The organism is Amycolatopsis heterodermiae (assembly GCF_034929455.1).
GTDB lineage: Bacteria > Actinomycetota > Actinomycetes > Mycobacteriales > Pseudonocardiaceae > Amycolatopsis > Amycolatopsis heterodermiae.
Map to the genome: position 1 here is coordinate 464,723 of NZ_JAYFSI010000004.1, position 22,732 is coordinate 487,454.

The 22,732-nt window shown below is 71.8% G+C and carries 21 protein-coding genes; 17 read left to right on the forward strand and 4 right to left on the reverse strand.

The features are described 5' to 3' along the window. Positions 1 to 43: 43 nt before the first annotated feature. Both VA596_RS21285 and VA596_RS21290 read right to left on the reverse strand, forming a co-directional pair. Positions 44 to 760: a DUF4333 domain-containing protein gene (locus tag VA596_RS21285; RefSeq protein WP_323329548.1), complete on the reverse strand. Its 717-nt coding sequence runs from the start codon at positions 758 to 760 to the stop codon at positions 44 to 46. 43 nt (positions 761 to 803) lie between these two features. After that, a complete protein-coding gene (locus VA596_RS21290) occupies positions 804 to 1,697 on the reverse strand; it encodes a hypothetical protein (RefSeq protein ID WP_323329549.1) in 894 nt (297 codons plus the stop codon). A gap of 263 nt (positions 1,698 to 1,960) precedes the next feature. Here VA596_RS21290 and rplM point away from each other — a divergent pair, with 263 nt between their 5' ends. The 3 genes from rplM to glmM all read left to right on the forward strand — a co-directional run bounded on the left by rplM (position 1,961) and on the right by glmM (position 4,509). Next, a complete protein-coding gene (gene rplM / locus VA596_RS21295; protein WP_323329550.1) occupies positions 1,961 to 2,413 on the forward strand; it encodes a 50S ribosomal protein L13 in 453 nt (150 codons plus the stop codon). A gap of 137 nt (positions 2,414 to 2,550) precedes the next feature. Further along, positions 2,551 to 2,985 (forward strand): 30S ribosomal protein S9, encoded by a 435-nt coding sequence (gene rpsI, locus VA596_RS21300; protein ID WP_410171915.1) that lies wholly within the window; start codon positions 2,551 to 2,553, stop codon positions 2,983 to 2,985. A gap of 189 nt (positions 2,986 to 3,174) precedes the next feature. After that, positions 3,175 to 4,509: a phosphoglucosamine mutase gene (gene glmM / locus VA596_RS21305; protein ID WP_323329552.1), complete on the forward strand. Its 1,335-nt coding sequence runs from the start codon at positions 3,175 to 3,177 to the stop codon at positions 4,507 to 4,509. Between the two features lie 43 nt (positions 4,510 to 4,552). Here glmM and VA596_RS21310 read toward each other — a convergent pair whose 3' ends face one another. Continuing rightward, on the reverse strand, positions 4,553 to 5,434 hold the full coding sequence (locus tag VA596_RS21310) for a cytochrome P450 (RefSeq protein ID WP_323329553.1): 882 nt from the start codon (positions 5,432 to 5,434) through the stop codon (positions 4,553 to 4,555). Between the two features lie 30 nt (positions 5,435 to 5,464). On the opposite strand from VA596_RS21310, the gene VA596_RS21315 reads away from it, so the two are divergent. The 5 genes from VA596_RS21315 to VA596_RS21335 all read left to right on the forward strand — a co-directional run bounded on the left by VA596_RS21315 (position 5,465) and on the right by VA596_RS21335 (position 10,770). Continuing rightward, positions 5,465 to 7,015, forward strand: coding sequence for a fatty acyl-AMP ligase (locus tag VA596_RS21315; protein ID WP_323329554.1), 1,551 nt, complete (start codon positions 5,465 to 5,467; stop codon positions 7,013 to 7,015). Beyond that, complete coding sequence (locus VA596_RS21320; RefSeq protein ID WP_323329555.1) at positions 7,008 to 7,268, forward strand: acyl carrier protein; 261 nt, start codon at positions 7,008 to 7,010, stop codon at positions 7,266 to 7,268. Before VA596_RS21315 ends, VA596_RS21320 begins: the two co-directional genes overlap by 8 nt. Before the next feature lie 142 nt (positions 7,269 to 7,410). Then, complete coding sequence (locus VA596_RS21325; protein ID WP_323329556.1) at positions 7,411 to 7,722, forward strand: hypothetical protein; 312 nt, start codon at positions 7,411 to 7,413, stop codon at positions 7,720 to 7,722. After that, positions 7,722 to 10,268 carry a WXG100 family type VII secretion target gene (locus tag VA596_RS21330; protein ID WP_323329557.1) on the forward strand — a complete coding sequence of 849 codons (2,547 nt, stop codon included), beginning with the start codon at positions 7,722 to 7,724 and terminating at the stop codon, positions 10,266 to 10,268. The genes VA596_RS21325 and VA596_RS21330 overlap by 1 nt, the downstream gene beginning before the upstream one ends. A 46-nt stretch (positions 10,269 to 10,314) precedes the next feature. After that, on the forward strand, positions 10,315 to 10,770 hold the full coding sequence (locus tag VA596_RS21335; RefSeq protein ID WP_323329558.1) for a hypothetical protein: 456 nt from the start codon (positions 10,315 to 10,317) through the stop codon (positions 10,768 to 10,770). Between the two features lie 241 nt (positions 10,771 to 11,011). On the opposite strand, the gene VA596_RS21340 is transcribed toward VA596_RS21335, so the two are convergent. Further along, positions 11,012 to 11,836: a dienelactone hydrolase family protein gene (locus VA596_RS21340; RefSeq protein WP_323329559.1), complete on the reverse strand. Its 825-nt coding sequence runs from the start codon at positions 11,834 to 11,836 to the stop codon at positions 11,012 to 11,014. A gap of 276 nt (positions 11,837 to 12,112) precedes the next feature. Here VA596_RS21340 and glmS point away from each other — a divergent pair, with 276 nt between their 5' ends. The 9 genes from glmS (at position 12,113) to VA596_RS21385 (ending at position 22,723) form a co-directional block, all read left to right on the forward strand. After that, complete coding sequence (gene glmS, locus VA596_RS21345; protein ID WP_323329560.1) at positions 12,113 to 13,975, forward strand: glutamine--fructose-6-phosphate transaminase (isomerizing); 1,863 nt, start codon at positions 12,113 to 12,115, stop codon at positions 13,973 to 13,975. Positions 13,976 to 13,991: 16 nt separating this feature from the next. Further along, a complete protein-coding gene (locus tag VA596_RS21350) occupies positions 13,992 to 15,428 on the forward strand; it encodes an NAD(P)H-hydrate dehydratase (RefSeq protein WP_323329561.1) in 1,437 nt (478 codons plus the stop codon). Between the two features lie 764 nt (positions 15,429 to 16,192). Then, the gene (locus VA596_RS21355) at positions 16,193 to 17,026 is read left to right on the forward strand and encodes a DeoR/GlpR family DNA-binding transcription regulator (protein ID WP_323329562.1); all 834 of its coding nucleotides are present in this window, start codon (positions 16,193 to 16,195) and stop codon (positions 17,024 to 17,026) included. Then, positions 17,016 to 18,446: a xylulokinase gene (xylB, locus tag VA596_RS21360; RefSeq protein WP_323329563.1), complete on the forward strand. Its 1,431-nt coding sequence runs from the start codon at positions 17,016 to 17,018 to the stop codon at positions 18,444 to 18,446. The genes VA596_RS21355 and xylB overlap by 11 nt, the downstream gene beginning before the upstream one ends. A 3-nt stretch (positions 18,447 to 18,449) precedes the next feature. Beyond that, positions 18,450 to 19,541, forward strand: coding sequence for an ABC transporter ATP-binding protein (locus tag VA596_RS21365; RefSeq protein ID WP_323329564.1), 1,092 nt, complete (start codon positions 18,450 to 18,452; stop codon positions 19,539 to 19,541). Between the two features lie 29 nt (positions 19,542 to 19,570). After that, positions 19,571 to 20,689: an alanine racemase gene (alr, locus tag VA596_RS21370; RefSeq protein ID WP_323329565.1), complete on the forward strand. Its 1,119-nt coding sequence runs from the start codon at positions 19,571 to 19,573 to the stop codon at positions 20,687 to 20,689. Next, a complete protein-coding gene (locus VA596_RS21375) occupies positions 20,686 to 21,783 on the forward strand; it encodes an alpha/beta fold hydrolase (protein WP_323329566.1) in 1,098 nt (365 codons plus the stop codon). Before alr ends, VA596_RS21375 begins: the two co-directional genes overlap by 4 nt. After that, entirely contained in the window at positions 21,780 to 22,241 is a 462-nt protein-coding gene (gene tsaE / locus VA596_RS21380; RefSeq protein ID WP_323329567.1) for a tRNA (adenosine(37)-N6)-threonylcarbamoyltransferase complex ATPase subunit type 1 TsaE, read from the forward strand. Before VA596_RS21375 ends, tsaE begins: the two co-directional genes overlap by 4 nt. Beyond that, positions 22,238 to 22,723, forward strand: coding sequence for a hypothetical protein (locus tag VA596_RS21385; RefSeq protein WP_323329568.1), 486 nt, complete (start codon positions 22,238 to 22,240; stop codon positions 22,721 to 22,723). Before tsaE ends, VA596_RS21385 begins: the two co-directional genes overlap by 4 nt. The last annotated feature ends 9 nt before the right edge of the window (positions 22,724 to 22,732 follow it).

Below are 22,732 nucleotides of genomic sequence, written 5' to 3' on the forward strand. Positions count from 1 at the left end.
GTGCGGGGCCCGCCGTTTTCCGTTTGCGGGTAAGGGAAGAACGTCAGTGCGGCGCGCCGACCTCGTACTCGGGACGGTCGTTGAGCACCCGCACCGTGACTTTCTTGGCCTGGCCACCGATCTTCACGGTGCAGTCGAACGTGGTGCCGTTCTGCGCGGCCTCGTTCGACGGGCACTGCGCGTCCTTGACGTCCGGCTCGCCGTAGTTCTCGTTGAGGACCTTGACCACACCGTCCTGAAGGGACTGCTGGTCGAGGACGTCACCGCGGAACGCGCCGAGCAGCCACGCGGCACCGCCGCCGAGCACGAGCACCAGGACGGCGATTCCGCCGATCAGCAACGGCTTCTTCGACTTCGGCTTCTTGTCGGGTGCCACGTCGAACGCGCCGAGGCCGCCGTACTGCGCCGGCTGGAACCCGCCGCCGAACTGCTGCGGGGGTTGCTGCGCGGGCCAGCCGCCGCTCGGGGGGCCCGGCTGCGGCTGCTGCTGCCACGGCGCCGCGGGTGGCTGCTGCCCCGGCCACGGCCCGGAGAACGACCCGCTCGTGCCGGGCTGTTGTTGTTGTTGTTGCTGTTGCTGCGGGGCCCACTGGCCGGTGTAGGACCCGCTCGTCGCGCCCTGGCCGTCGTTCTGCTGCCACTGCCCGGGGTGCGGGCCGGTCGCCTGCTGCTCCGGCTGCCACGCCGGCGGGGTGCCGGGGGCCTGCGGGGTGGCCGGCGGCTGCCACCACTGCGGCTGCTGCTCGGGCGGCTGGGTCATCGGAGATCACCTCGGGTCGGGCGGTGGGGAACGGCCATGGGGGTCAGCTGCCCTGCGCTTCGCCGAGCCGGCGGTAGAACTCGTCCATCGCCGCCCGGTCGGGCAGCACGGTGATCTGCGACGCGTCGGGCACCCGCGGCATGTCCTGCACGCTCGCCTTGCCGGTGAACTTGAACTCGTACTTGAGCTCGACCTGGTGGCCGTCGCCGCCGAACTTGGCCTCCATGACGAACGAAACCAGGCTGCCGTCCGGGTTCAGCGTGATCGTGGTCGGCACCATGGCCTTCTTCAGCTCCGGCCCGACCTGGCTGGTGATGCTGGGCGGCAGGATCTCGACCTTGTTCTTGACGAAGACGTCGAACGGCACGTTGACGGTCAGCGCCGTCCGGCCGTCGCCGAGGCTCTTCGCCCCGCGGACCGCGCGCTTGTCGGCCTTGTAGGCGTCCACCGTCGAGTCGGCCATCCGGCACGGGGTCAGCACGCCGCCCCAGACGCACGGCTGGACCAGGCCGGTCTCGGGCTTCGGCATCGACACCCACGCCGTGGGCGAGACGCCCTTCTGCACGTACAGCGGGCCGAGGTAGGTGTACTCGACGGCGCCGTCGGCCGGGGTGTACGTGTCGATGATCTCGTCGGGGTTCTTCAGCGAGCGGTGCCGCACGGCCCGGCTCTCCGGGTTGCCGGTGCGGGCCGACGTCACGCCGCTGTGGACCCACTTGTCGTCGAACTTGAAGTAGGCGTCCAGCGAGTTGGTGACGTCGCGGGTGTCGGTGATGCTGTCCTCGAGCTTGCCGATGACCTGCTCGAACTTGCCGCCGACGTAGTCCGCCGCGTCGTCGCCCTTCGGCAGCGGCGTGCCCGCCTTGGCCTGGCCGCAGGCGCTGACGAGCACCAGGAGGGCACCCAGGACGAAGATCGCCGTCGGTCGTTTCCTCATCGCCGTCCCCTGCTCGACTGTGCCGGTGCTCCGGCCGCCCGGATCGTCTCATCCTCGCGTGTCGGGACCGCGCGTGCAGGTACTTCGGGCGGAAAACCGGGTAGAGTCCGCACCAGCCGGACCTGTACCGGCGCTTCCACCCACCCCCGATGCGTGGCTGCGGCGAGCGTGGGGGTATCTTCATATGTCGTTGTGCGTTGCGGCGCATCAGCGCGCTAGGCCCGCACAGAACCCACACGCAATGTTGACGACGAGGTAGACCCTTGCCCACGTACAGCCCCAAGCCCGGCGACGTCACTCGTGCCTGGCACGTGATCGACGCCGAGGATGTCGTGCTCGGCCGGCTCGCGACCGAGGTCGCCACGCTGCTGCGCGGCAAGCACAAGCCGACCTACGCCCCGCACGTGGACACCGGTGACTTCGTCATCATCGTCAACGCCGAGAAGGTCGCGCTCACCGGAAACAAGCGCGAGCAGAAGTTCGCGTACCGGCACAGCGGTTACCCCGGCGGCCTGCGGAAGCGGTCCTTCGGTGAGCTGCTCGACAGCAAGCCCGAGCACCTTCTCGAGAAGGTCGTCAAGGGCATGCTGCCCAAGAACAAGCTCGGCCGCGCCCAGGCCAAGAAGCTGAAGGTCTACGCCGGCCCGGAGCACCCGCACGCCGCGCAGCAGCCGCAGGCGCGCGAGATCACCAAGATCGCGCAGGTCGCGCAGTGAGTGAGGAACAGTCTGTGACCAGCACCGAGCCCGAGACCGCCGAGGTCACGACCGAGGCGACCGAGACCGGCGCCGTCGAGACCAGCGAGACCCCCGTCGCCACCAGCGAGACGCCGGTTGCGACGAGCGAGACCCCGGTGGCGACCAGCGAGTCCGCCACCGCCCCGCGCCCGTCGCGGGCCGCGGGCGGCAACGCCCAGACCGTCGGCCGCCGCAAGGAGGCCGTCGTCCGCGTGCGTGTCGTCCCGGGCACCGGCGAGTTCAAGCTCAACGGCCGCACCCTCGAGCAGTACTTCCCGAACAAGGTGCACCAGCAGCTCATCCGTGACCCGCTGGTCCTGGTCGAGAAGCCGGACGCGTTCGACATCTTCGCCAACCTCCACGGTGGCGGCGTCTCGGGTCAGGCGGGCGCGCTGCGCCTGGCGATCGCCCGTGCGCTCATCGAGGTCGACCCGGACGACCGCCCGGCCCTCAAGAAGGCCGGCTTCCTGACCCGTGACGCGCGCGCCACGGAGCGGAAGAAGTACGGCCTCAAGAAGGCCCGTAAGGCCCCGCAGTACAGCAAGCGCTGATCGCGCCCCTGGCGCAACCCACCGGAGCGCCCATCCGTCCATCGGATGGGCGCTTCGGCGTTTTTTCAGGGCGGGTGTCGCATTTCCGGAGCTCGGAGCGACATTCGGGGGTGGGGGAGAGCGTCCGGGGACGGTCGCTAGGTTGTCGTGGTGGTTGCGCTGCCGCAGCCGCTCAGAGGAGGTCGATCGATGGCACGCCTGTTCGGTACCGACGGGGTACGTGGTCTGGCCAACGCCGAGCTGACGCCGGAACTGGCCCTGGCCCTGGCGGCCAGCGCCGCCCGGGTGCTCGCCGCCCACGACCGTTCGCACCGCCCGGTCGCGGTCGTCGGCCGGGACCCGCGTGCCAGCGGAGAGATGCTCGAGGCCGCCGTCGTGGCCGGGCTCACCTCCGCCGGGGCGGACGTCCGCCGGGTCGGCGTCCTGCCGACCCCGGCCGTCGCCTACCTGGTCGGCTCGCTCGAGGCCGACCTGGGCGTGATGATCTCCGCGTCGCACAACCCGATGCCCGACAACGGCATCAAGCTCTTCGCCGCGGGCGGGCACAAGCTCCCCGACGGCATCGAGGACGAGATCGAAGCCGGCCTGGCCTCGAACGCCGTCCGCCCGACCGGGGCCGGTGTGGGTCGTGTCACGGACGTCGAGGACGCCCTGGACCGCTACGCCGAGCACCTCCTCGCGGTGACGCCGCATTCGCTCGACGGCCTCAAGGTCGTCGTCGACTGCGCCAACGGCGCGTCGTCCGCCGCCGCGCCCGAGATCTACCGGCGTGCCGGCGCCGAGGTCGTCGCGCTGTACGCGGAGCCCGACGGCGTCAACATCAACGAGCACTGCGGCTCCAACCACCCGGAGCGGCTGCGCGAGGCCGTCGTCAAGCACGGCGCCGACCTCGGCATCGCCCACGACGGTGACGCCGACCGCTGCGTGGCCGTCGACTCCGCCGGCGAGCTGATCGACGGCGACCAGATCATGGCGGTGCTGGCGCTCGCGCTGGCCGAGTCCGGTGAGTTGGCCAAGGACACGCTGGTCGCGACCGTGATGAGCAACCTCGGACTGCACCTGGCGATGCGCGCCCACGGCATCACCGTGGTCACCACCGCGGTCGGCGACCGCTACGTCCTGGAGGAGCTGCGCTCCAGCGGCTTCGCCCTCGGCGGCGAGCAGTCCGGCCACGTCGTGCTCCCGGCGCACGCCACCACGGGTGACGGCCTGCTGACGGCGCTGCGCCTGATGAGCCGCATGGCCGAGACGGGGAAGTCCCTCGCCGACCTGGCCGCCGTGATGAACCGCCTGCCGCAGGTGCTGGTGAACGTCCCGGTCGCCGACAAGGCGGCGGTCGCGGGCTCGACCGAGGTGCGCGACGCGGTCGGTGAGGTCGAGGCCGAGCTGGGCGAGGAGGGCCGGGTGCTGCTGCGCCCGTCCGGCACCGAGCAGCTGGTCCGCGTGATGGTCGAGGCCCCGGCCCAGTCGACCGCCCAGGCCGCGGCCGACCGCCTCGCCGGCGTGGTCTCAGCGGTTTCGTAGTCTGCCGCGGCCCTCGTGAGTGTTTAGGGCGGTTCTAACCGCCCTAAACACTCACGACAACCCGCGCCGAGGCCAAGCCGCGAAACACCGGGTGCGTCTTCCACCGGACGTCCTCGACCCGGCAGCCGCCGCTGAGGACCTCCGACAGCGCCCGCAGCGCGATTTCGGCTTCGGCCAGTGCTACTCCCGACCCCGGGCAGGCGTGGCGGCCGAGGCCGAACGGCAGGCCGTCGGCCAGGGAGATCGCGACCGGGCCCTCCGAGCCGAAGCGCAGCACGTACCGGGCCGGGCAGATTTCCGCCGCCAGCTCACGCACGCCGCGCGTCTCTGCCTCGGAAGCCAGCGTGAGCCCGGCCGACGCCAGGAAGTTCAGCGAGTTCTCGTACGCCGCGTGCGCCAGCACCACCGGGTTGATCGCCAGCTCGTCGTCGTCGAGCCGGCCCTCGGCGTGTGCCGCGCGCAACGCCGCCAGGCCACTGCCCGGCTCGGCCGGAGCCCGGCTGAGCTGCACCGAAAGCCGGAACGCCGACGCCTGGGCCGCGCGGTCCACGCCACCGAAGACGTCGAGGTTCGCCGTCGTCCGCTCTAGGTGCTCCAGGAAGACGTCGTCGAGCGGCACGCCCAGCACCGCGGCGGTCACCAGGCCCGCGACCGGCCGCGCGAAGTCGCCGACCAGGTCGAACGACGTCCCCAGCGCGCCGACGGCCGCCTCGATCTCCGCCCGCACCGAGTCCGGGAACGGCTCCAGCCGGCCGATGATCTCCCGCAGGACCCCGCGCACCCGGGTGTGACCTTCGCCGTCGCGCAGCAGCACGCTGGGTGAACCGGCGCCGGGATCCGACGTCAGCTCCGGCGACCGCAGGGCCCGCGCGGCCGCGTCACGGCCCTCGACCACCGCGATCCCGTGTCGTTCGAACTCGTCCATCGCCTGCAGACGGTAGGGCAGGATGAGGCCGTGCCGCCCGCAGACGTCCCGGAAGAGGTCCTCACCACGCCGCTCACGGACCTCCTGGTCCGCAACGCGGCCGAAGACCGGCCCGCGTTCACCTGCCGGGTCTTCCCGGGGCCGGTCGACCACACCCTGACGTGGCCCCAGGTGCTCGCGCGGGTCCGCGGGGTCGCCCGCGAGCTGCGCCGCCACACCGAGCCGGGGGATCGGGTGGCGATCGTCGCCCGCCAGGACCTCGGGTACGTGGTCGGTTTCCTCGGGACGCTGTACGCGGGGCTCGTCGCGGTGCCGCTGTCCGTCCCGGCCGGGCGCACGCACCGCGCCCGGCTCGAGTCGGCCCTCGCCGACGCCACGCCGTCGGTCATCCTGACCTCGAAGGACTTCCTGGACAGCCTGGCGTCCCGGCCGGAGGTCCTGCTGGCGGTCGACGACATCGCGTCCGACGACAGCGAGCCGCCCGCCGCGGTCGCCATGACCGACCCCGCCTACCTGCAGTACACGTCGGGCTCGACGAGCCGTCCGGCCGGCGCCGTGATCTCGCACCGCGCGCTCGTGGCCAGCTGCTGGCAGACCACGGACTGCTACCGCGCCGACGCGTCGACCCCGCTCGCCGGTTGGGTGCCGTTCTTCCATGACATGGGCCTGGTCCTGCTCATCGGCACCCCGGTCTTCCTGGGCGCGCGCTCGGTGTTCTTCACGCCGATGGAGTTCGTGCGCGACCCGCTCCGCTGGATCCGGCTGCTCGCCGACCACCCGGGCGCGGTCACGGCCGCGCCGAACTTCGCCTTCGACCTGGCCGCCGAAGCTGCCGTCGATATCGAAGACGTCGACCTGTCGCACGTGAACTCGGTCCTCAACGGCAGCGAGCCGGTCCGCGTGGCGACCGTCGAGGCGTTCGACCGGGCCTTCGCGCGGTTCGGGCTGCCGCGTGCGGCGCACAAGCCGTGTTACGGGCTGGCGGAGGCGACGGTGTTCGTCGCCAGCGCGGGGGACGAGGGCCCGACGGTCACGGCGTTCGACCACGAGACCCTGGTGTCGTCGGGACGGCCGTACGGCCAGCGCGTCCGGATTGTCGACAAAGAGATCTGGGTGTCCGGGCTCAACGTCGCCGACGGCTACTGGGGACGTCCGGACCGCGGCGACGCCTTCACCGCGGACGGCTGGCTGCGCACGGGCGACCTCGGTTTCCTGCACGACGGCCAGTTGTACGTCACCGGGCGGCTGAAGGACCTGATCATCGTCGACGGCCGCAACCACCACCCGCAGGACATCGAGGCCACGATCGAGGCCGCGCACCCCGCCGTCCGGGCCGGCCGGGTCGCGGCGTTCGCGGTGCGGGACGCCCGCGGCGAGGGCGTGGCGGCGGTCGTCGGCGCCGCGGACCACGGCGACTCCGTGGCCACCGCCGTCCGCCGCGCGGTGTCGGCGGGCCACGACCTGCCGCTGCGCGGCCTGTGGCTGGTCCGGCCGGGCGCGGTGCCGAGGACGTCCAGCGGCAAGGTGTCCCGCGCCGCCGCCCGTGATCGCTGGTGGGGCGAGAATGGGCGCCATGACTGACGCGGGTGGCTACGCCGACGAGATCCGGAAGATCGTCTGCTTCGCGCTGGAGATCCCGCCGGAAGAACTCGCCGACTCGACGCCGTTCGACGACATCGGCCTGACGTCCCGGCAGCGGATTCAGCTGCTTTCGCGCGTCGAGGTGCGTTACGGCGTCTCCGTGAATTTGGACGAGCTCGACCGGCTGGTCGACGTCCGCGGCGTCGCCGAGGTCATTTCCGAAGCCGTCGAGGCCCAGCGCGCCACCGGGTGAGTGCACTTTTCCGAAGTCTCCGCTGGCCAGTCGGCCGAACGCTAGACTCTGTGTGCATCTGCGACGGCACCGAACGGGGTCCGGGCGCGTCACAGTCTTCGAACAGGTGCCAGGGACTGTGGGATCGAAGGGGGCAGCCACCATGCCAGACGGTTATACGGCGAGTACCGAGGCGATGACGCGGGCGCAGATCCGCCTCAACGACGCCGCCGACGATCCGGCGGCCGAGGCCAAGAAGGTCGCGCCGACGGAGATCGTCGCCGCCGACCTCGGCCGCGTCCACCAGGACGGATACGGCAAGTACAAGTCCGGCATGGACGAGATCGGCGCGGGCATGACCGGGCTGTCGAACGCCCTGATGAACCTGGGCAGCGGGATCGGCACGGCCGGTTCGACCTACACCACCCAGGAAGCGAACGCCGGTGCGCAGGCCAACGCCGCGGGGAGCAAATAATGGCTGACTGGCCGGAAATCAAGGCCGTCCTCGATGACCCGAACGTCTCCATGGAGACGAAGACGAAGCTCATGGAGGAGTACGACCGCAATACCTTCAACTTCAACGACGAAGAAGAAAGGTATGCGAAGGAGTACATCGACGGCTACTCCGACGGCGACAACGACGGATACCGCGTTCTCGAGAACGATGACACCGACGAGATCGTCGCCGAAGCGAAGCAGGAATCGGCGGCCAAGGGCAAGGAACAGCAGGCCCAGACCGACCGCAAGAACGCGGCGAAGAAGAACCTCGACGGAATCGCGACGCCGACGCTGGGGGCCGGCGCGAAGACGTCCGACGAGATGCTCGACCAGGGCAACGTCACGGTCGACTTCCTGGTCCTGTGGACCACCGACATCTGGAACAAGATCAAGGGCGGCACCGGCCAGCTCGACCCGCAGAAGGACCTCAAGGACAAGTTCCACGAGAACCGCGGGATCCAGTTCCAGAAGTTCCTCACCGAGGCCGACGACCTGAGCAAGGCGCACAAGGTCGTCGAGGACACGCTCAGCAAGAGCGACACCGAGCTCCAGACCCTCTTCGGGGAGTGGAAGGGCAAGGGCGCCAGCGCGGCGGAGATCAAGTACGACGAGACGATCAAGCCGCACGCCAAGGAGCTGCAGGACCAGATCGCCGGCGCCGCGAAGCTGATCCCGGAGACCGTGACGCACGTCTACGACGCCGTCAAGAAGAAGGTCGACGAGGTCCTCGCGTTGCACCGCACGACGATCGCGCAGGCCGACATCAACATGGCCCGCGACGTCCTCAAGATCGCCAACGGCGAGACCGAGGAGTTCGACGACTTCATGAAGGTCGCCGGCTGGGTCGACGCGGTCAACGCCAAGAACGGCAACCAGACGAACCTCGCCGAGCGGCTGCAGAACGACGACTGCGGCTTCAACGACGAGAACAAGGAGTACGGCCGCAACGTCTGCCGCTACTGGCGCGACGGCGCGTTCACGACCGAGTACCAGGGCCTGATCAACGCGTTCAACGGCTCCTGCAAGTCCGCCAAGGACACGATCGACCAGCAGTGGGGCGCGCTCGAGAAGTACATGGACGGCTACCGCAACCAGCTGACCGAGGCCAAGGGCACCGGCGGCGGTGACAAGGGTGGCGACAAGGGCGGCGACAAAGGCGGCGACCAGGGCGGCGGCACCGGTGGCGGCACTGGCGGCGGCACTGGCGGCGGCACCGGTGGCGGTACGGGTGGGGGCACCGGCGGCGGTACCGGCGGTGGCGGCACCACGACGCCGTCCGCGGTCGAGACGCCGAAGCCGGAGGACACCCCGAAGCCGGACGACGCCGGCACGAACCCGGTGACCGGCAAGCCCCTCGAGGTCGACCCGGCTACCGGTGAGCCGTACCCGATCGACCCGAAGACCGGCGAAGCGATCAAGGACGCCGACGACACGGAGACCGTGTCGGTCAAGAAGGGCGACAACACGATCGAGATGTCCGAGCCCGACAAGCAGGGCAAGATGGACATCACGGTGGACGACGGCCAGGGCCACAAGAAGGACTACGCCCTCGACTGGGGCGACGACGACAAGGCTGACGCCAAGGGTGCGGACGGGAAGGGCGCCGACGGCAAGGACGCCTCGTTCGGGCCGCAGGGCAGCCAGGCCGTCAAGGACGGGCTGCCGTCGGCCGACGGCAGCTACAAGCCGGGCCCGGACGGCAAGATCCACATCCAGGACGGCAACCTGAAGATCACCGCCGAGCGTCCGGAGGGCCCCGGCGGCCCGACGGTCGTCACCGTCGACGACGGCAAGGGCGAGCCGACCACCTACACGCTGGACTCGAAGGACGGCCCCAAGGCCGGCGACCTCAAGGCCGACGGCACCACCGGTGCGGCGGCCGACACCGGCACGTCCAGCGCGTCCTCCGCCGTCCAGCACGACGCGAACGCCGAGCCGCCCGTGACGAAGGATCCGGCGCCGGCCAACCCGGACCCGGGCATGACCCAGGGCGCGGCGGCCGGTGGCGGTGGCGGGTTCAGCACGCCGGGCGGCATGGACTTCTCGGGTGACCTCGGTACCGACGCGACGGCCGAACCCGCGGTGGCCGTGGCCGACGCGGGTGTCGGCGGTGGCGCCGGCGACGCCACGACCACGGCCGGGGCGAGCGACTTCGGCTCCGCCATCACGGGCGGCCAGACGGCCGACTTCGCCGGCGCGGTCTCCCTGGACCCGGGGGCCCAGACGGGCAGCGACGCGTCGCTGCCCGCGTCCGACGGGGGTGGGCTCGGCGCGACGCCGGTCGACCCCGGTGCGCACCAGGCGGCCGCGAGCGGCTCGGCCAGTGGCATGAGCGGCATGGGTGGCATGGGCGGGATGATGGGCGGCATGGGCGGCGCGCCCGGTGGCGGCGGCGGTGACCAGCAGCGCGGGCCGAGCCAGTACCGCATCGAGGGCGGCGTCTTCGAGACGAGCGGCGCGAAGGGCCGGATCAGCGGCTCGCTGGACGACGAGGGCGAGCGCTCGATCCGGTACGACCGGTGAGCTGCTTTTCAGGTGAAGGCTTTCGGGTGAGGGCTGAGGAGGGGCGATGAGCAGCGCCGAAGAGAGGTACCGCGCGGCGATCTCCACGATGGACGCCGCGGCGCGCGAGCAGGACGAGCAGCGGGGGCTGCGGGAACGGCGCGTCGCGGAGGCCGAGGCGCAGGCGCGTGAGGGCTTGAAGAACGAGCTGGGTGCCGCGCAGAAGTACGCCGAGCACATGGACGAGCTCAACAAGCGCAAGCAGAGCGCGGGTGGCTGGGCGACGGAGAAGACCCTGGCCGACAAGGGCCGCGAGTCGCTGATGCAGTTCGGCGCCGAGGACGAGGACTCGACGCCGACGAACAGCTTCCCCGCGTACCCGGCCCCGTCCGCGGCGGAGCCACGCCCCGAGCCGGCGCCGGAGCCTCCCGCCCCGGAACCCGAGCCCCAGCGCCCGCGCGGAAGGCACGCCCGCCCGGTCGAGGACGAGGACGACTTCTCCAGCACGAGCTGGCTGGTCTGAGGTTTGCCGCAGTGAGAAGGGCCCGGCGTTTTGCCGGGCCCTTCTCACGTCAGCGGGTGGGTTCGCTTGGCTGGAGCGCGAGCTGGCCGGTTGAACTGCGAAAGGGTGCTCGCCGGGGCTTCTTCGCGTCGGTGGCGGATTCGCGCATCTGGGGCGTGGATTCCGCCGTCGGAGCGCGAGCCGGCTGTTCTGAACCGCAAAAAAGGACCCAGCACTCGCCGGGCCCCCTTTCGCGTCGGGTCTAGTGAGCCGGTTCGTCCTCGCGCTCGATGGTTGCGCGCTTGACGTCTGCCTCCAGCAACGGCCGGTACTTGTCCGTGCCGGTCAGGTGGGTCAGCAGGAACGCCGTGAACAGCGCGCGGGTGAGCTGCTGCGTTCCGCGGTGCGGCTTGCCGTGCATGATCAGCTGCGACCAGTGCCGGCCTTCCGTCACACCCAGGTGCGAGGCCTTGCCGAGCGTGCGCAGCTGGACGTCGTCGCCGCCCCAGTTGTCCGCGATCGCCTGTGCGTGCCCGACGGCCGGGGCGACCAGGTCCTCTTCGGCGGCCAGGTGCAGGCCCGCGACGGTGATGGCGCGCGCCGCCTCGCTCGCCGGCGGGAGCGTCTGGGCGGCCGTGATGGTCGCGACCGCGCGGATCCGCGGGTTCTCGGCCTGCGCGTCCTGCGCCGCGGCCAGCACCGCCGAACCGCCGCCGGCCGAGTGGCCGGTGAGGCCGAGCTTCGCCGGGTCGACGCTGATGCCGTCCGGGCCGAGCCGCACGGTCGTGATGACGTCGAGGGTGGTCAGCAGGTCCGCGGCGAGCAGCCGGTGCGAGGGCAGCGGCCCGCGCTGGGTGGCCGGCGCCGCGGCGACGATGCCCCAGCTGGCGAGGTGGTGCAGCAGCTGCCGGTACCGGTCGGGCGGCTGCAGCCAGCCGTGCCCGAAGGCGACGGCAGGGAGGCCGAGGCCGGCGCGGGGCGTGTACACCACGCCCGGCAGGCCGACCAGGGCGAGGTTGCCGCGAAGGACCTCGTGCGGACCCGGGTGCTTCAGCTCCGCGAGCAGCTGCTTGGGCTTGCTGGCCATGGCCGGAACCCTACTGCCCGCACCCCTCCCCGGCTCGCCCGCCGCCCCGGCCCCCCTCAAACGCCCCAATGTGGCGTTGGGTGCGTCAGATGCACCCAACGCCACATTGGGGCGCTCGGGGCCGGCCGTGAAGGCGCGGAGCGGTAGCGGGTGTTTACGCAGCGTATGTCACTCTAAAAGGATTGGTCCGGACCATGTCGAGCGGCGTTCCCGCAGGTCGGGAGCGGTTCACGTGCCCCGTCGCTCGGCCGAATGTCCCTCGTTAGGCTGGTGCGCGTGTGTGGAATCGTGGGATATGTCGGGCACCGCCCGGCTCTGGACGTCGTTCTCGGTGGGCTCCGGCGCATGGAGTACCGCGGTTACGACTCGGCCGGTGTCGCGGTCCTCGACGGCGCCGGCGCGCTGAACGTCGAGCGCAAGGCGGGCCGGCTGGCCAACCTGGAGGCCGAGCTCGACAAGGTCGGCCGGGACCACTTCGCCGGCACCGCCGGCATGGGCCACACCCGCTGGGCCACCCACGGTGCCCCGGTGGACCGCAACTCGCACCCGCACCGGGACGCCACCGGGCGCGTCGCGGTCGTGCACAACGGCATCATCGAGAACTTCGCCGCCCTCCGCGCCGAGCTGGAGGCCGACGGCGTCGAGATGGCCAGCGACACCGACAGCGAGACCGCCGCGCACCTCATCGCCCGCGCGTACACCGGCGGCGAGACCACCGGGTCCTTCGCGGCGAGCGTCGCCGCCGTCTGCCGTCGCCTCGAAGGCGCGTTCACGCTGGTCGTGACCCACGCCGACCACCCGGACACCATCGTCGCGGCCCGCCGGTCCTCACCGCTGGTCGTCGGCGTCGGCGACGGTGAGCACTTCGTCGCCTCCGACGTCTCGGCGTTCATCGAGCACACCCGCGAGGCCGTCGAGCTGGGCCAGGACCAGCTCGTCGTGATCACGCGCGAGGGCTACGAGGTCACCGACTTCCACGGCGACGCCGCCCAGGCGAAGCCGTTCACCGTGGACTGGGACCTGAGCGCCGCCGAGAAGGGCGGCCACGAGTACTTCATGCTCAAGGAGATCGAGGAGCAGCCGGAGGCGCTGGCGAACACCCTTCGCGGGCACTTCGACAACGGCCGGATCATCCTCGACGAGCAGCGCATCTCCGACCAGGACCTCCGCGACGTCGACAAGGTCTTCGTCGTCGCCTGCGGGTCGGCCTACCACTCCGGCCTGGTCGCGAAGTACGCCATCGAGCACTGGTGCCGCCTCCCGGTCGAGGTCGAGCTGGCCAGCGAGTTCCGCTACCGCGACCCGGTCCTCGACCGCGCGACGCTGGTCGTCGCCGTGTCGCAGTCCGGCGAGACGGCGGACACGCTGGAGGCCGTGCGCCACGCGCGGGAGCAGAAGGCGCGCGTGCTGGCCGTCTGCAACACCAACGGCGCGCAGATCCCGCGCGAGTCCGACGCGGTGCTCTACACCCACGCCGGCCCCGAGATCGGCGTCGCCTCGACGAAGGCGTTCCTCGCCCAGATCGCGGCCAACTACCTGGTCGGCCTGGCGCTGGCGCAGGCCCGCGGCACCAAGTACCCGGACGAGGTCGCCCGCGAGTTCGCCGAGCTGGAGGCCATGCCCGCGGCCGTCCAGAAGGTGCTGTCCACTGTGGACCAGGTGCGGGACCTCGGCCGCCGGATCGCCGACTCGAAGGCGGTGCTGTTCCTGGGCCGTCACGTCGGCTTCCCGGTCGCCCTCGAAGGCGCGCTGAAGCTCAAGGAACTCGCGTACATGCACGCTGAGGGCTTCGCCGCCGGCGAGCTCAAGCACGGCCCGATCGCCCTGATCGAGGACGGCCTGCCGGTCGTCGTCGTGATGCCCTCGCCCAAGGGCCGCGCGGTGCTGCACTCGAAGCTGGTGTCGAACATCAGCGAGATCCAGGCCCGCGGCGCGCGCACGATCGTGATCGCCGAAGAGGGTGACGAGACGGTCCGGCCGTTCGCGGACGAGCTGATCGAGGTCCCGGCGGTCCCGACGCTGCTGCAGCCGCTGGTGTCCACCGTGCCGCTGCAGGTGCTGGCCGCGGAGATCGCCCGCACCCGCGGGTACGACGTCGACAAGCCGCGTAACCTGGCGAAGTCCGTGACTGTCGAGTAGCCAGGAGGCCGCCGCCGTGCAGGGAATCTGGACCACGGAACGGATTCGCGAGGCGGAGGGGCGGGCGTTCGCCGTCACGCCCGACGGCGAGCTGATGCGGCGCGCGTCGTTCGGGCTGTCGGTGCAGATCGCGGACGTGCTCGCCGAGCACACCGGCACCGTGTCCGGACGCCGGGTGGTGCTGCTGGCCGGCTCGGGTGACAACGGCGGCGACGCCTTGTGGGCCGGGGCTTTCCTGCGCCGCCGCGGGGTCGCCGTGACGGCCGTTTTGCTGGGGTCGCGCGCTCACGAAGCCGGACTCGCGGCCTTGAAACGCGCCGGCGGCCGGGTCGTGTCCGCCGAGGACGGTCCACAGTGGATCGCGCGGGCGGACGTCGTGGTCGACGGGATCGTCGGCATCTCGGCGTCGGGATCGCTGCGGCCGGAGGCGGCGCGGCTGGTTTCGCTGGTCGAAGCGCCGATCGTGGCGGTCGACCTGCCCAGCGGCGTCGACCCGGACACCGGCGCGGTCGACGGCCCGGCGGTGCGCGCGACCCGGACGGTCACCTTCGGCGCGCTCAAGCCGGTGCACGCGCTCGCGCCGTCGTGGTGCGGCGAGGTCGTGCTCGTCGACATCGGCCTCGAGCTGACGGACCCCGACCTGCAGCGGCTCGACGTCGCCGACGTCGCCGCGGCCTGGCCGGTGCCGGGGCCGGAGGACGACAAGTACAGCCAGGGTGTGGTCGGTGTCGCGGCGGGCTCGGCGACCTATCCGGGCGCCGCGGTGCTGACCGCGGGCGCGGCGGTGCGCGCGACGGCCGGGATGGTCCGCTACGCGGGCCACGCGGCGGACGTCGTCCGGGCGCAGTGGCCGGAGGTCATCGCGACGGGCACGGTCGCCGACGCCGGCCGCGTGCAGGCCTGGGCGGTCGGTCCGGGCATCGGCATCGGCTCGGAGGGCCGCGACGTCGTCCGGTACGTCCTCGGCCAGGGTCTCCCGGTCTGCGCGGACGCCGACGCGACGACGATCATCGCGAAGTCCCCGGAGGTCCTGGACGCCCGCGACCCGGACACCCCGCTGGTCCTGACTCCGCACGCCGGCGAGTACGAACGCCTGATGGGCCGCAAACCGGGCCCGGACCGCGTGACGGCCGCGCGCGAAGCGGCGAAGAAGTACAACGCGGTGGTGCTGCTGAAGGGGCACGTGACGGTGGTGGCGGCCCCGGACGGCCGCGCCGCGGTTAACACCCCACGCGGCGCGTGGCTCGCGACACCGGGCTCGGGCGACGTGCTCTCGGGCCTGCTCGGCTCCCTGCTGGCGGCAGGCCTGGACCCTTGGCTGGCGGCGGCGATGGCCGCCCACGTGCACTCCCTGGCGGGCGCGATCGCGGCCCAGAACGCGCCGACGTCGTCGTCGGCGCTGGTCCACGCGATCCCGGAGGCGATCCGTTCGATCCGCTCGCTGCTGTCCTGAGCGGGGTCGGGCGGGTGGGGGTCGCGAGTGGCCCGTTGGTGCTTGTCCCTCGGTCGCGAGTGGCCCGTTGGCGCGCTGCCTCGGTGGTCGCGAACGGTCCTTTCGCACCCCGAGGAGGGGCGCGAGTGGCCCTTTCGCGCCCAGCGATCACCGCAAACGGTCGGTCCATGCCGTGGCGGGCCGTCGCGGGTGGCCCGTTGATGCCCGGCGGGCGTCGGAAGTGGCCCGTTGGTGCCCGGCGGGCTGTCGCGGGTGGCCCTTTCGTGTGCAGCGGGTGTTGCGGGTGACCCGTTGGTGCCCGGCGGGCTGTCGCGAGTGGCCCTTTCGTGTGCGGCGGATGTTGCGAGTGGCCCGTTGGTGCCCGGCGACCGTTGCGAGTGGCTAACTCGTGCTGCGGCGGGTGTCGCGAGTGGTGCGGCGGGTGTTGCGGGTGGTCCGTTGGTGCCCGGCGATCGTTGCGAATGGCCCGCTCGTGCGGCGGCGGATGCCGCGAGCGGCCCGTTGGTGGCGCGGCGGGTGTCGGAAGGGGCCCGCTGATGCTCGGCGGGCGTCGCGAGTGGCCCTTTCGCGCGTCGGCGGGTGTCGCGAGTGGCCCGTTGGTGCCCGGCGGGCGTCGCGAGTGGCCCGTTCGCGCCCCCGCAAGCCTCGCGAACCGCCCGTCCCTGCCGCCAAGAAGCCGTGAACCAAGCCCCCAACCCACCACCGAGCGAAGAGTTATCGAGTTCTCTGTTAACTCCCGGCGATAAATCTGGTAAGAAGGCCGTGTGAGCGGCGGCACAGCGTCTGGAGACCGGAAGACCCGGCCGTCCGATGCTGCCGTCGAGCAGCGGCGGCAGGACATTCTCGATCACGTCATCGAGCAGGGTGAAGTCCGGATCGACGACCTCACCACCCGCTTCAAGGTCAGCCTGATGACCATGCACCGCGACCTCGACGACCTGGCCGAACGCCGGCTTCTGCGCAAGCTTCGCGGCAAGGTCGAGGCCTACCCGGCGCTCACCATCGAGACCGCCGCTCGCTTCCGCGACACCCTGCACCACGGCGAAAAAGAAGCCCTCGGCGAAGCCGCCGCGAAGCACGTCCAGCCGGGTCAGACCGTCTTCGTCGACGACTCCACCACGCTGCTTCCGCTGGTCAAGCGGCTCGCCGAGATCGACGCGCTCACCGTCGTCACCAACTCGCTGCACGCCGCTCGGCTGCTCGGGCCGAAGGTCGACGTCGTGCTCGCCGGCGGCCGGTACAGCCAGGAGTACGACTCCTGCGCCGGGCCCGAGGTGCTCAACCTGCTCGACAGCATCCGCGCAGACGTCTCGTTCGTCTCCGTCACGGCCGTCGCCGTCGGGCGGCTCTACCACCCCGATCGCGACTACGCGGAGCTGAAGAAGGCCGCGCTGAAGGTCGCGAACCACACCGTCCTCGTCGTCGACCACTCGAAGTTCGGCCGGACCGCGACCTACGCGCACGGCGACGTCGGGGACTACGACCTGCTCATCACCGGGGAGACCACCCCGACCGAGGAGATCGAGGCCGCGCTGAACGCCGGTACCGCGATCGAGATGGTCGAACACGTCGAGGAGGGGCAGCCGTATGACAGCTGAGCTGGTGGCCGGCATCGATTCGTCCACGCAGTCGACCAAGGTCGTCGTGTGCGACGCCGGGACGGGCGAGATCGTCCGCACCGGCCGTGCGCCGCACCCGGACGGCACCGAGGTCGACCCCGCGGCCTGGTGGGAGGCGTTCAACACCGCCACCAAGGGCCTGCTCGACGACGTCAAGGCCATCGGCATCGGCGGCCAGCAGCACGGCATGGTGACCCTCGACGAAAACGACGACGTCGTCCGGCCCGCGCTGCTCTGGAACGACAACCGCTCGGCGCAGGCCGCGCTCGACCTGATCGACGAGCTCGGCGGGCCGTCCGTCTGGGCGAAGTCCGTCGGCTCGGTGCCGGTCGCCAGCTTCACCGTCACGAAGCTGCGCTGGCTGGCCGACCACGAGCCGGAGCTGGCCGACCGCGTCGCCCGCGTGATGCTGCCGCACGACTGGCTGACCTGGAAGCTCACCGGCGGCGACCCGGTCACCGACCGCGGCGACGCCTCCGGCACCGGCTACTTCTCGCCGTCCGACAACGCCTACCGCCTCGACGTCCTCGCGCACGCCTTCGGCGGCCGCACCCCCGAGCTGCCGACCGTGCTCGGCCCGGCCGACACCGCCGGTCACACCGGCGGCGGTGTGCTCGTCTCGGCCGGCACCGGCGACAACATGGCCGCCGCGCTCGCCCTCGAACTGCAGCCCGGTGACGTCGTCGTGTCGCTCGGCACCAGCGGCACCGTGTTCGGCGTCGCCGAGACCGGCGCGGCCGACGCCAGCGGCGAGGTCGCCGGGTTCGCCGACGCCACTGGCCGCTTCCTCCCGCTGGCCTGCACGCTCAACGCGGCCCGCGTGCTCACCTCGACCGCCGCGATGCTCGGCGCGACGCTGAGCGAGTTCGACCGGCTCGCCCTGCGGGCCGAGCCCGGCGCCGGCGGCCTCACCTTCCTGCCCTACCTGGACGGCGAGCGCACCCCGAACCTGCCCGGCGCCACCGGCTCGCTGACCGGCCTGACCCGGGCGAACATGACACCCGAAAACCTCGCGCGCAGCGCCGTCGAGGGCATGCTGTGCGGCCTGGCGGCCGGCCTCGACGCCGTCCGCGCGCACGGTCTCGACGTCCACCGCGTGCTGCTGATCGGCGGTGGCGCGCAGTCGGCCGCCGTCCGCGCGGTCGCGCCGCTCGTGTTCGGCGTGCCCGTGCAGCTGCCCGAGGTCGCCGAGTACGTCGCCATCGGCGCGGCGCGGCAGGCGGCCTGGGCCCTGACTTCCAGCGCGGAACCCCCGTCCTGGCAAGGAAACACCAAGACGCGGCTCGAGCTGGACGAGCCGACCGAGGCGCAGCGCGCCGAGGGCCACCGGATCCAGCAACGCCACCTCGAAGCGCGCGAAGCCGCGTACGGGGTCCGGCGCACTTTCGGAGAGGACTGACCGATGGCTTCCATCACCTACGACAAGGCGACCCGGCGTTACGCCGGCAGCGAGCGCCCCGCGGTCGACGCGCTGGACCTGGAGATCTCCGACGGCGAGTTCTTGGTGCTGGTCGGCCCGTCGGGCTGCGGCAAGTCGACCAGCCTGCGGATGCTCGCCGGGCTCGAGGACATCGACGACGGCGCCGTCTGGATCGGCGACCGCGACGTCACGCAGCTGCCGCCGCGCTCGCGCGACATCGCGATGGTGTTCCAGAACTACGCGCTCTACCCGCACATGACGGTCGGGCAGAACATGGGCTTCGCGCTGAAGATCGCCGGGCGCCCCGCGTCCGAGATCAAGCAGAAGGTGCTCGACGCGGCCAAGCTGCTCGACATCGAGGACTACCTCGACCGCAAGCCGAAGGCGCTCTCCGGTGGTCAGCGCCAGCGCGTCGCCATGGGCCGCGCGATCGTGCGCGAGCCGCAGGTCTTCCTGATGGACGAGCCGCTGTCGAACCTCGACGCGAAGCTGCGTGTGTCGACCCGTACGCAGATCGCCGCGCTCCAGCGCCGCCTCGGCGTCACGACCGTCTACGTCACGCACGACCAGGTCGAGGCCATGACGATGGGTGACCGCGTCGCCGTGCTGTCGGACGGCCTGCTGCAGCAGTGCGACACCCCGCGCGCCCTCTACGACCGGCCCGCGAACGCCTTCGTCGCCGGGTTCATCGGCTCGCCCGCCATGAACCTCGTCACGGCCAAGCTCACCGCCGACGGCGCCGAGCTGGGTGGCGCGCGCCTGCCGCTGACCCGCGAGATCATCGCCGCCGCCGAGGGTGACACCGTGACGGTGGGCTTCCGGCCGGAGTCGCTGGAGGTGTCGGCCACCGAAGAGGGCTCGGTGCCGATCAAGGTGGAACTGGTCGAGGAGCTGGGCTCGGACGCCTACGTCTACGGCAAGCTCGCCGAGACCGACGCCGAGGGCACCAAGTCCAACATCGTCGCCCGCGTCGACCCGCGCACGCCGCCCGCCATGGGCGACACCCTGCACCTGCGCATTCGGCCCGACGAGCTGCACGTGTTCTCCGCCAAGTCCGGGGCGCGCCTGTCCTGACCTCGGGTCATGGGAAACTGGAGGGCGTCATGACGCCCTCCAGTTCTCCCCGCGCCCAGGTCGACATCGACCTCGACGCCATCCGCCACAACCTCGCGCTGCTGGGCGCCCGCACGCCCGGCGCCGAGGTGATGGCCGTGGTGAAGGCCGACGCCTACGGCCACGGCGCGCTGCCGGTGGCGCGCGCCGCGGTCGAGGCCGGTGCGAGCTGGCTCGGCACCTGCTCCCTCGGCGAGGCTCTCGACCTGCGCCGCGCCGGGATCACGACCCGGCTGTTCAGCTGGCTGGACGTCCCGGAGGTCGACTTCGCCGCGGGAATCGAGGCCGGCGTCGACCTGGCCGCCAGCTCGGTCGGTGAGCTACGTCGCATCGCCGCCGCGGTCCCGGCGGGTACTCAAGCCCGTGTGCACCTCAAAATCGACACCGGCCTTTCGCGCAACGGCTGCCCGCCGGCGGGCTGGGCCGAGCTGGTTTCCGCGGCTGCCGCCGAACCGCGCGTGGACGTCGTCGCGATCTGGTCGCACCTCGCCTGCGCCGACGAGCCGGGCCACCCGTCGATCGACGCCCAGGCGAAGCGCTTCGCCGAGGCCTACGACGTCGCCCGCGCCGCCGGGCTCGACCCGAAGCGGCACCTGGCGAACTCCGCGGCCGTGCTGACCCGGCCGGACCTGCACTTCGACGTCGTCCGGCCCGGGATCGCGATGTACGGGCTCAATCCGGTGCCGCAGGCCGAGGACCTGCGCCCGGCCATGACGTTCCGGTCCGCCGTCGCGCTCGTCAAGCGGATCGAAGCCGGGGAATCGGTGTCCTACGGGCACACCTGGACGGCGTCGCACGACACGAACCTGGCCCTGGTGCCCGCGGGGTACGCCGACGGCGTGCCGCGGTCGCTGTCCGGCCGGATGGACGTCTGGCTGGGCGGGCAACGGCGTCCGGTCGTCGGGCGCGTCTGCATGGACCAGCTGATCGTGGACTGCGGTGACTTCGAGCCGGGCGTCGGCGACGAGGTCGTCCTGTTCGGGCCGGGGACGAAGGGCGAGCCGACCGCGCGGGAATGGGCCGACAAGCTGGGCACGATCGACTACGAGATCGTGACGTCGATGTACCGCCCGCGGGTGCGGCGCCGGTATCTGGGAGCGGGCTCGTGACACCTTCACGTCGACTGCTGGCCATCGCCGGCGGGGTCGGGGCCATCGCCACCGGGACCGCCGCCGCCGCTATCGTCGCCGCGCAGCAGCGGCGGCACAGTGAGGATCCGTACGTGGACGAGCCGCTGGGGGAGCTGAAGCCCGACCGCGCGTCCACGGTCGCGGCCGATGACGGCACGCCGCTCTCGGTCGAGGAGATCGACCCGGAGGACGGCGGAAAACCGGACCTGACCGTCGTGGGCGTGCACGGCTTCGCGCTTTCGCGGCGCTGCTTCCACTTCCAGCGACGCGACCTCGCGACGCTCCGGCTGCCGCGCGTGCGCCAGGTCTACTACGACCACCGCGGCCACGGCCTGTCCGGCGCGGCGTCGTCGGAGAACTCGACGATCGAGCAGCTGGCCCGCGACCTCGACGTCGTGCTGCGGTCCGTGGTGCCCGAGGGGCCCATCGTGCTGATGGGGCACTCGATGGGCGGCATGGTGATCATGGAGCTGGCCGCGGAGTTCCCCGAGCTGTTCGAGGAGCGCGTCGAAGGGGTCGCCTTCATCGCGACGGCGGCCGGTGAGGTCGGCGCCCGCGGGCTGCCGCGTTCGCTGCTCTCGAAGTACAACCCGCTCACGCGCGCCGCCGGCGGGCTCGCCGGGTGGCAGCCGGGGCTGGTGGAGTTCGTCCGCGCGGCGGGCGGCCAGCTGACGCGGCAGGCCGTGCGGCGGCTGGCGTTCGGCAGCCGCGACGTCGCGCCCCGGCTCGTCGACTTCATGCTCGAGATGCTGGAAGTGACGCCGGTGCGTGGCCTGGTGAACTTCGTCGACACGCTCGGCAGCCACAACCGCTACGCGGCGCTGGCCGGGCTGAAGCACGCGGAAGTGCTGGTCATCGGCGGTGATTCGGACCGCTTCACGCCGTTCGCGCACGCCGAGCGGATCGCGTCCGAGCTGCCCGACGCGGAGCTGGTGCGCGTGCGCGGCGCCGGGCACATGGTGCTGCTGGAGCAGCCCGAGCTGGTGAACAGCCATCTGATCGACTTACTGCAACGCTGTTCCGGTGTGGACGGCGAAGACTCGTCCCGGCGGAACTGGTGGTGGCAGCGTTGACGTTCGTGTTCCCGAAGCCCGAAGACACGATGGAGTTCGGGCGGTCACTGGGCCGTTCCCTGCGTGCGGGTGACCTGGTCCTGCTCGCCGGCCCCCTCGGCGCGGGCAAGACGACGCTGACCCGCGGCATCGCGGACGGCCTCGGCGTCGGCGGCCGCGTGAGCAGCCCGACGTTCGTCCTGGCCCGCGTCCACCCGGCGGGCGCGGCGGGCGTGCCCCTGGTCCACGTGGACGCGTACCGCCTCGGCGGCGACCTGTCCCAGCTGGACGACCTGGACCTGGACACGGACCTGGAGCGCTCGGCGATCGTCGTCGAGTGGGGTGAGGGCTCGGCGGAGCGCCTGTCGTCGGACTACCTGGTGGTGCGGCTGGACCGCCGCGAGGACGACGTCCGCGAGGTGGCCCTGGAGCCGCACGGCACTTGGGCCGACCGGGTCCCGGAGCTGGCCCGCTCGTGACGCACGCGCCGTCCGGCCTGTCGAAGGCGACCTGGACCGACGCGGACTTCCCGGCCATGGGCTGGCACGACTGCCGGATCCACGCGTTCAGCGTCGGCGAGTACGAGGACGACACCATGCCCCCGGCCCGGCTCCTGCTGGACCTGGACTACGTCGTCCGCTGGGTGGATCCTGAGCCGCCGGAAAAGCACTTCACGTTCTGGATCGCGCCGGCGACGCTCGTGTTCGAACAGGCGTGGAACATCACCGGCGAGCTCGGCCCGATCCACGAGACGCTGGAGATCGAGGACCTGCACCGCCTCGCCCCACCGGGCCGCGGCCCGGAACCGGCGTGGCACATCGAAGGCCAGAACTTCGACCTCCGGCTGCGGGCGCGCGGCTTCCGGCAGTACCTGCGCCGGCCGCCGCAGCACGTCGCGCAACAGACCCTCACCGCGGCGCAACGCGGCGGGATCAGCTTCGCCGAACAGGCCTTCGCCTAGGCGCCGGGC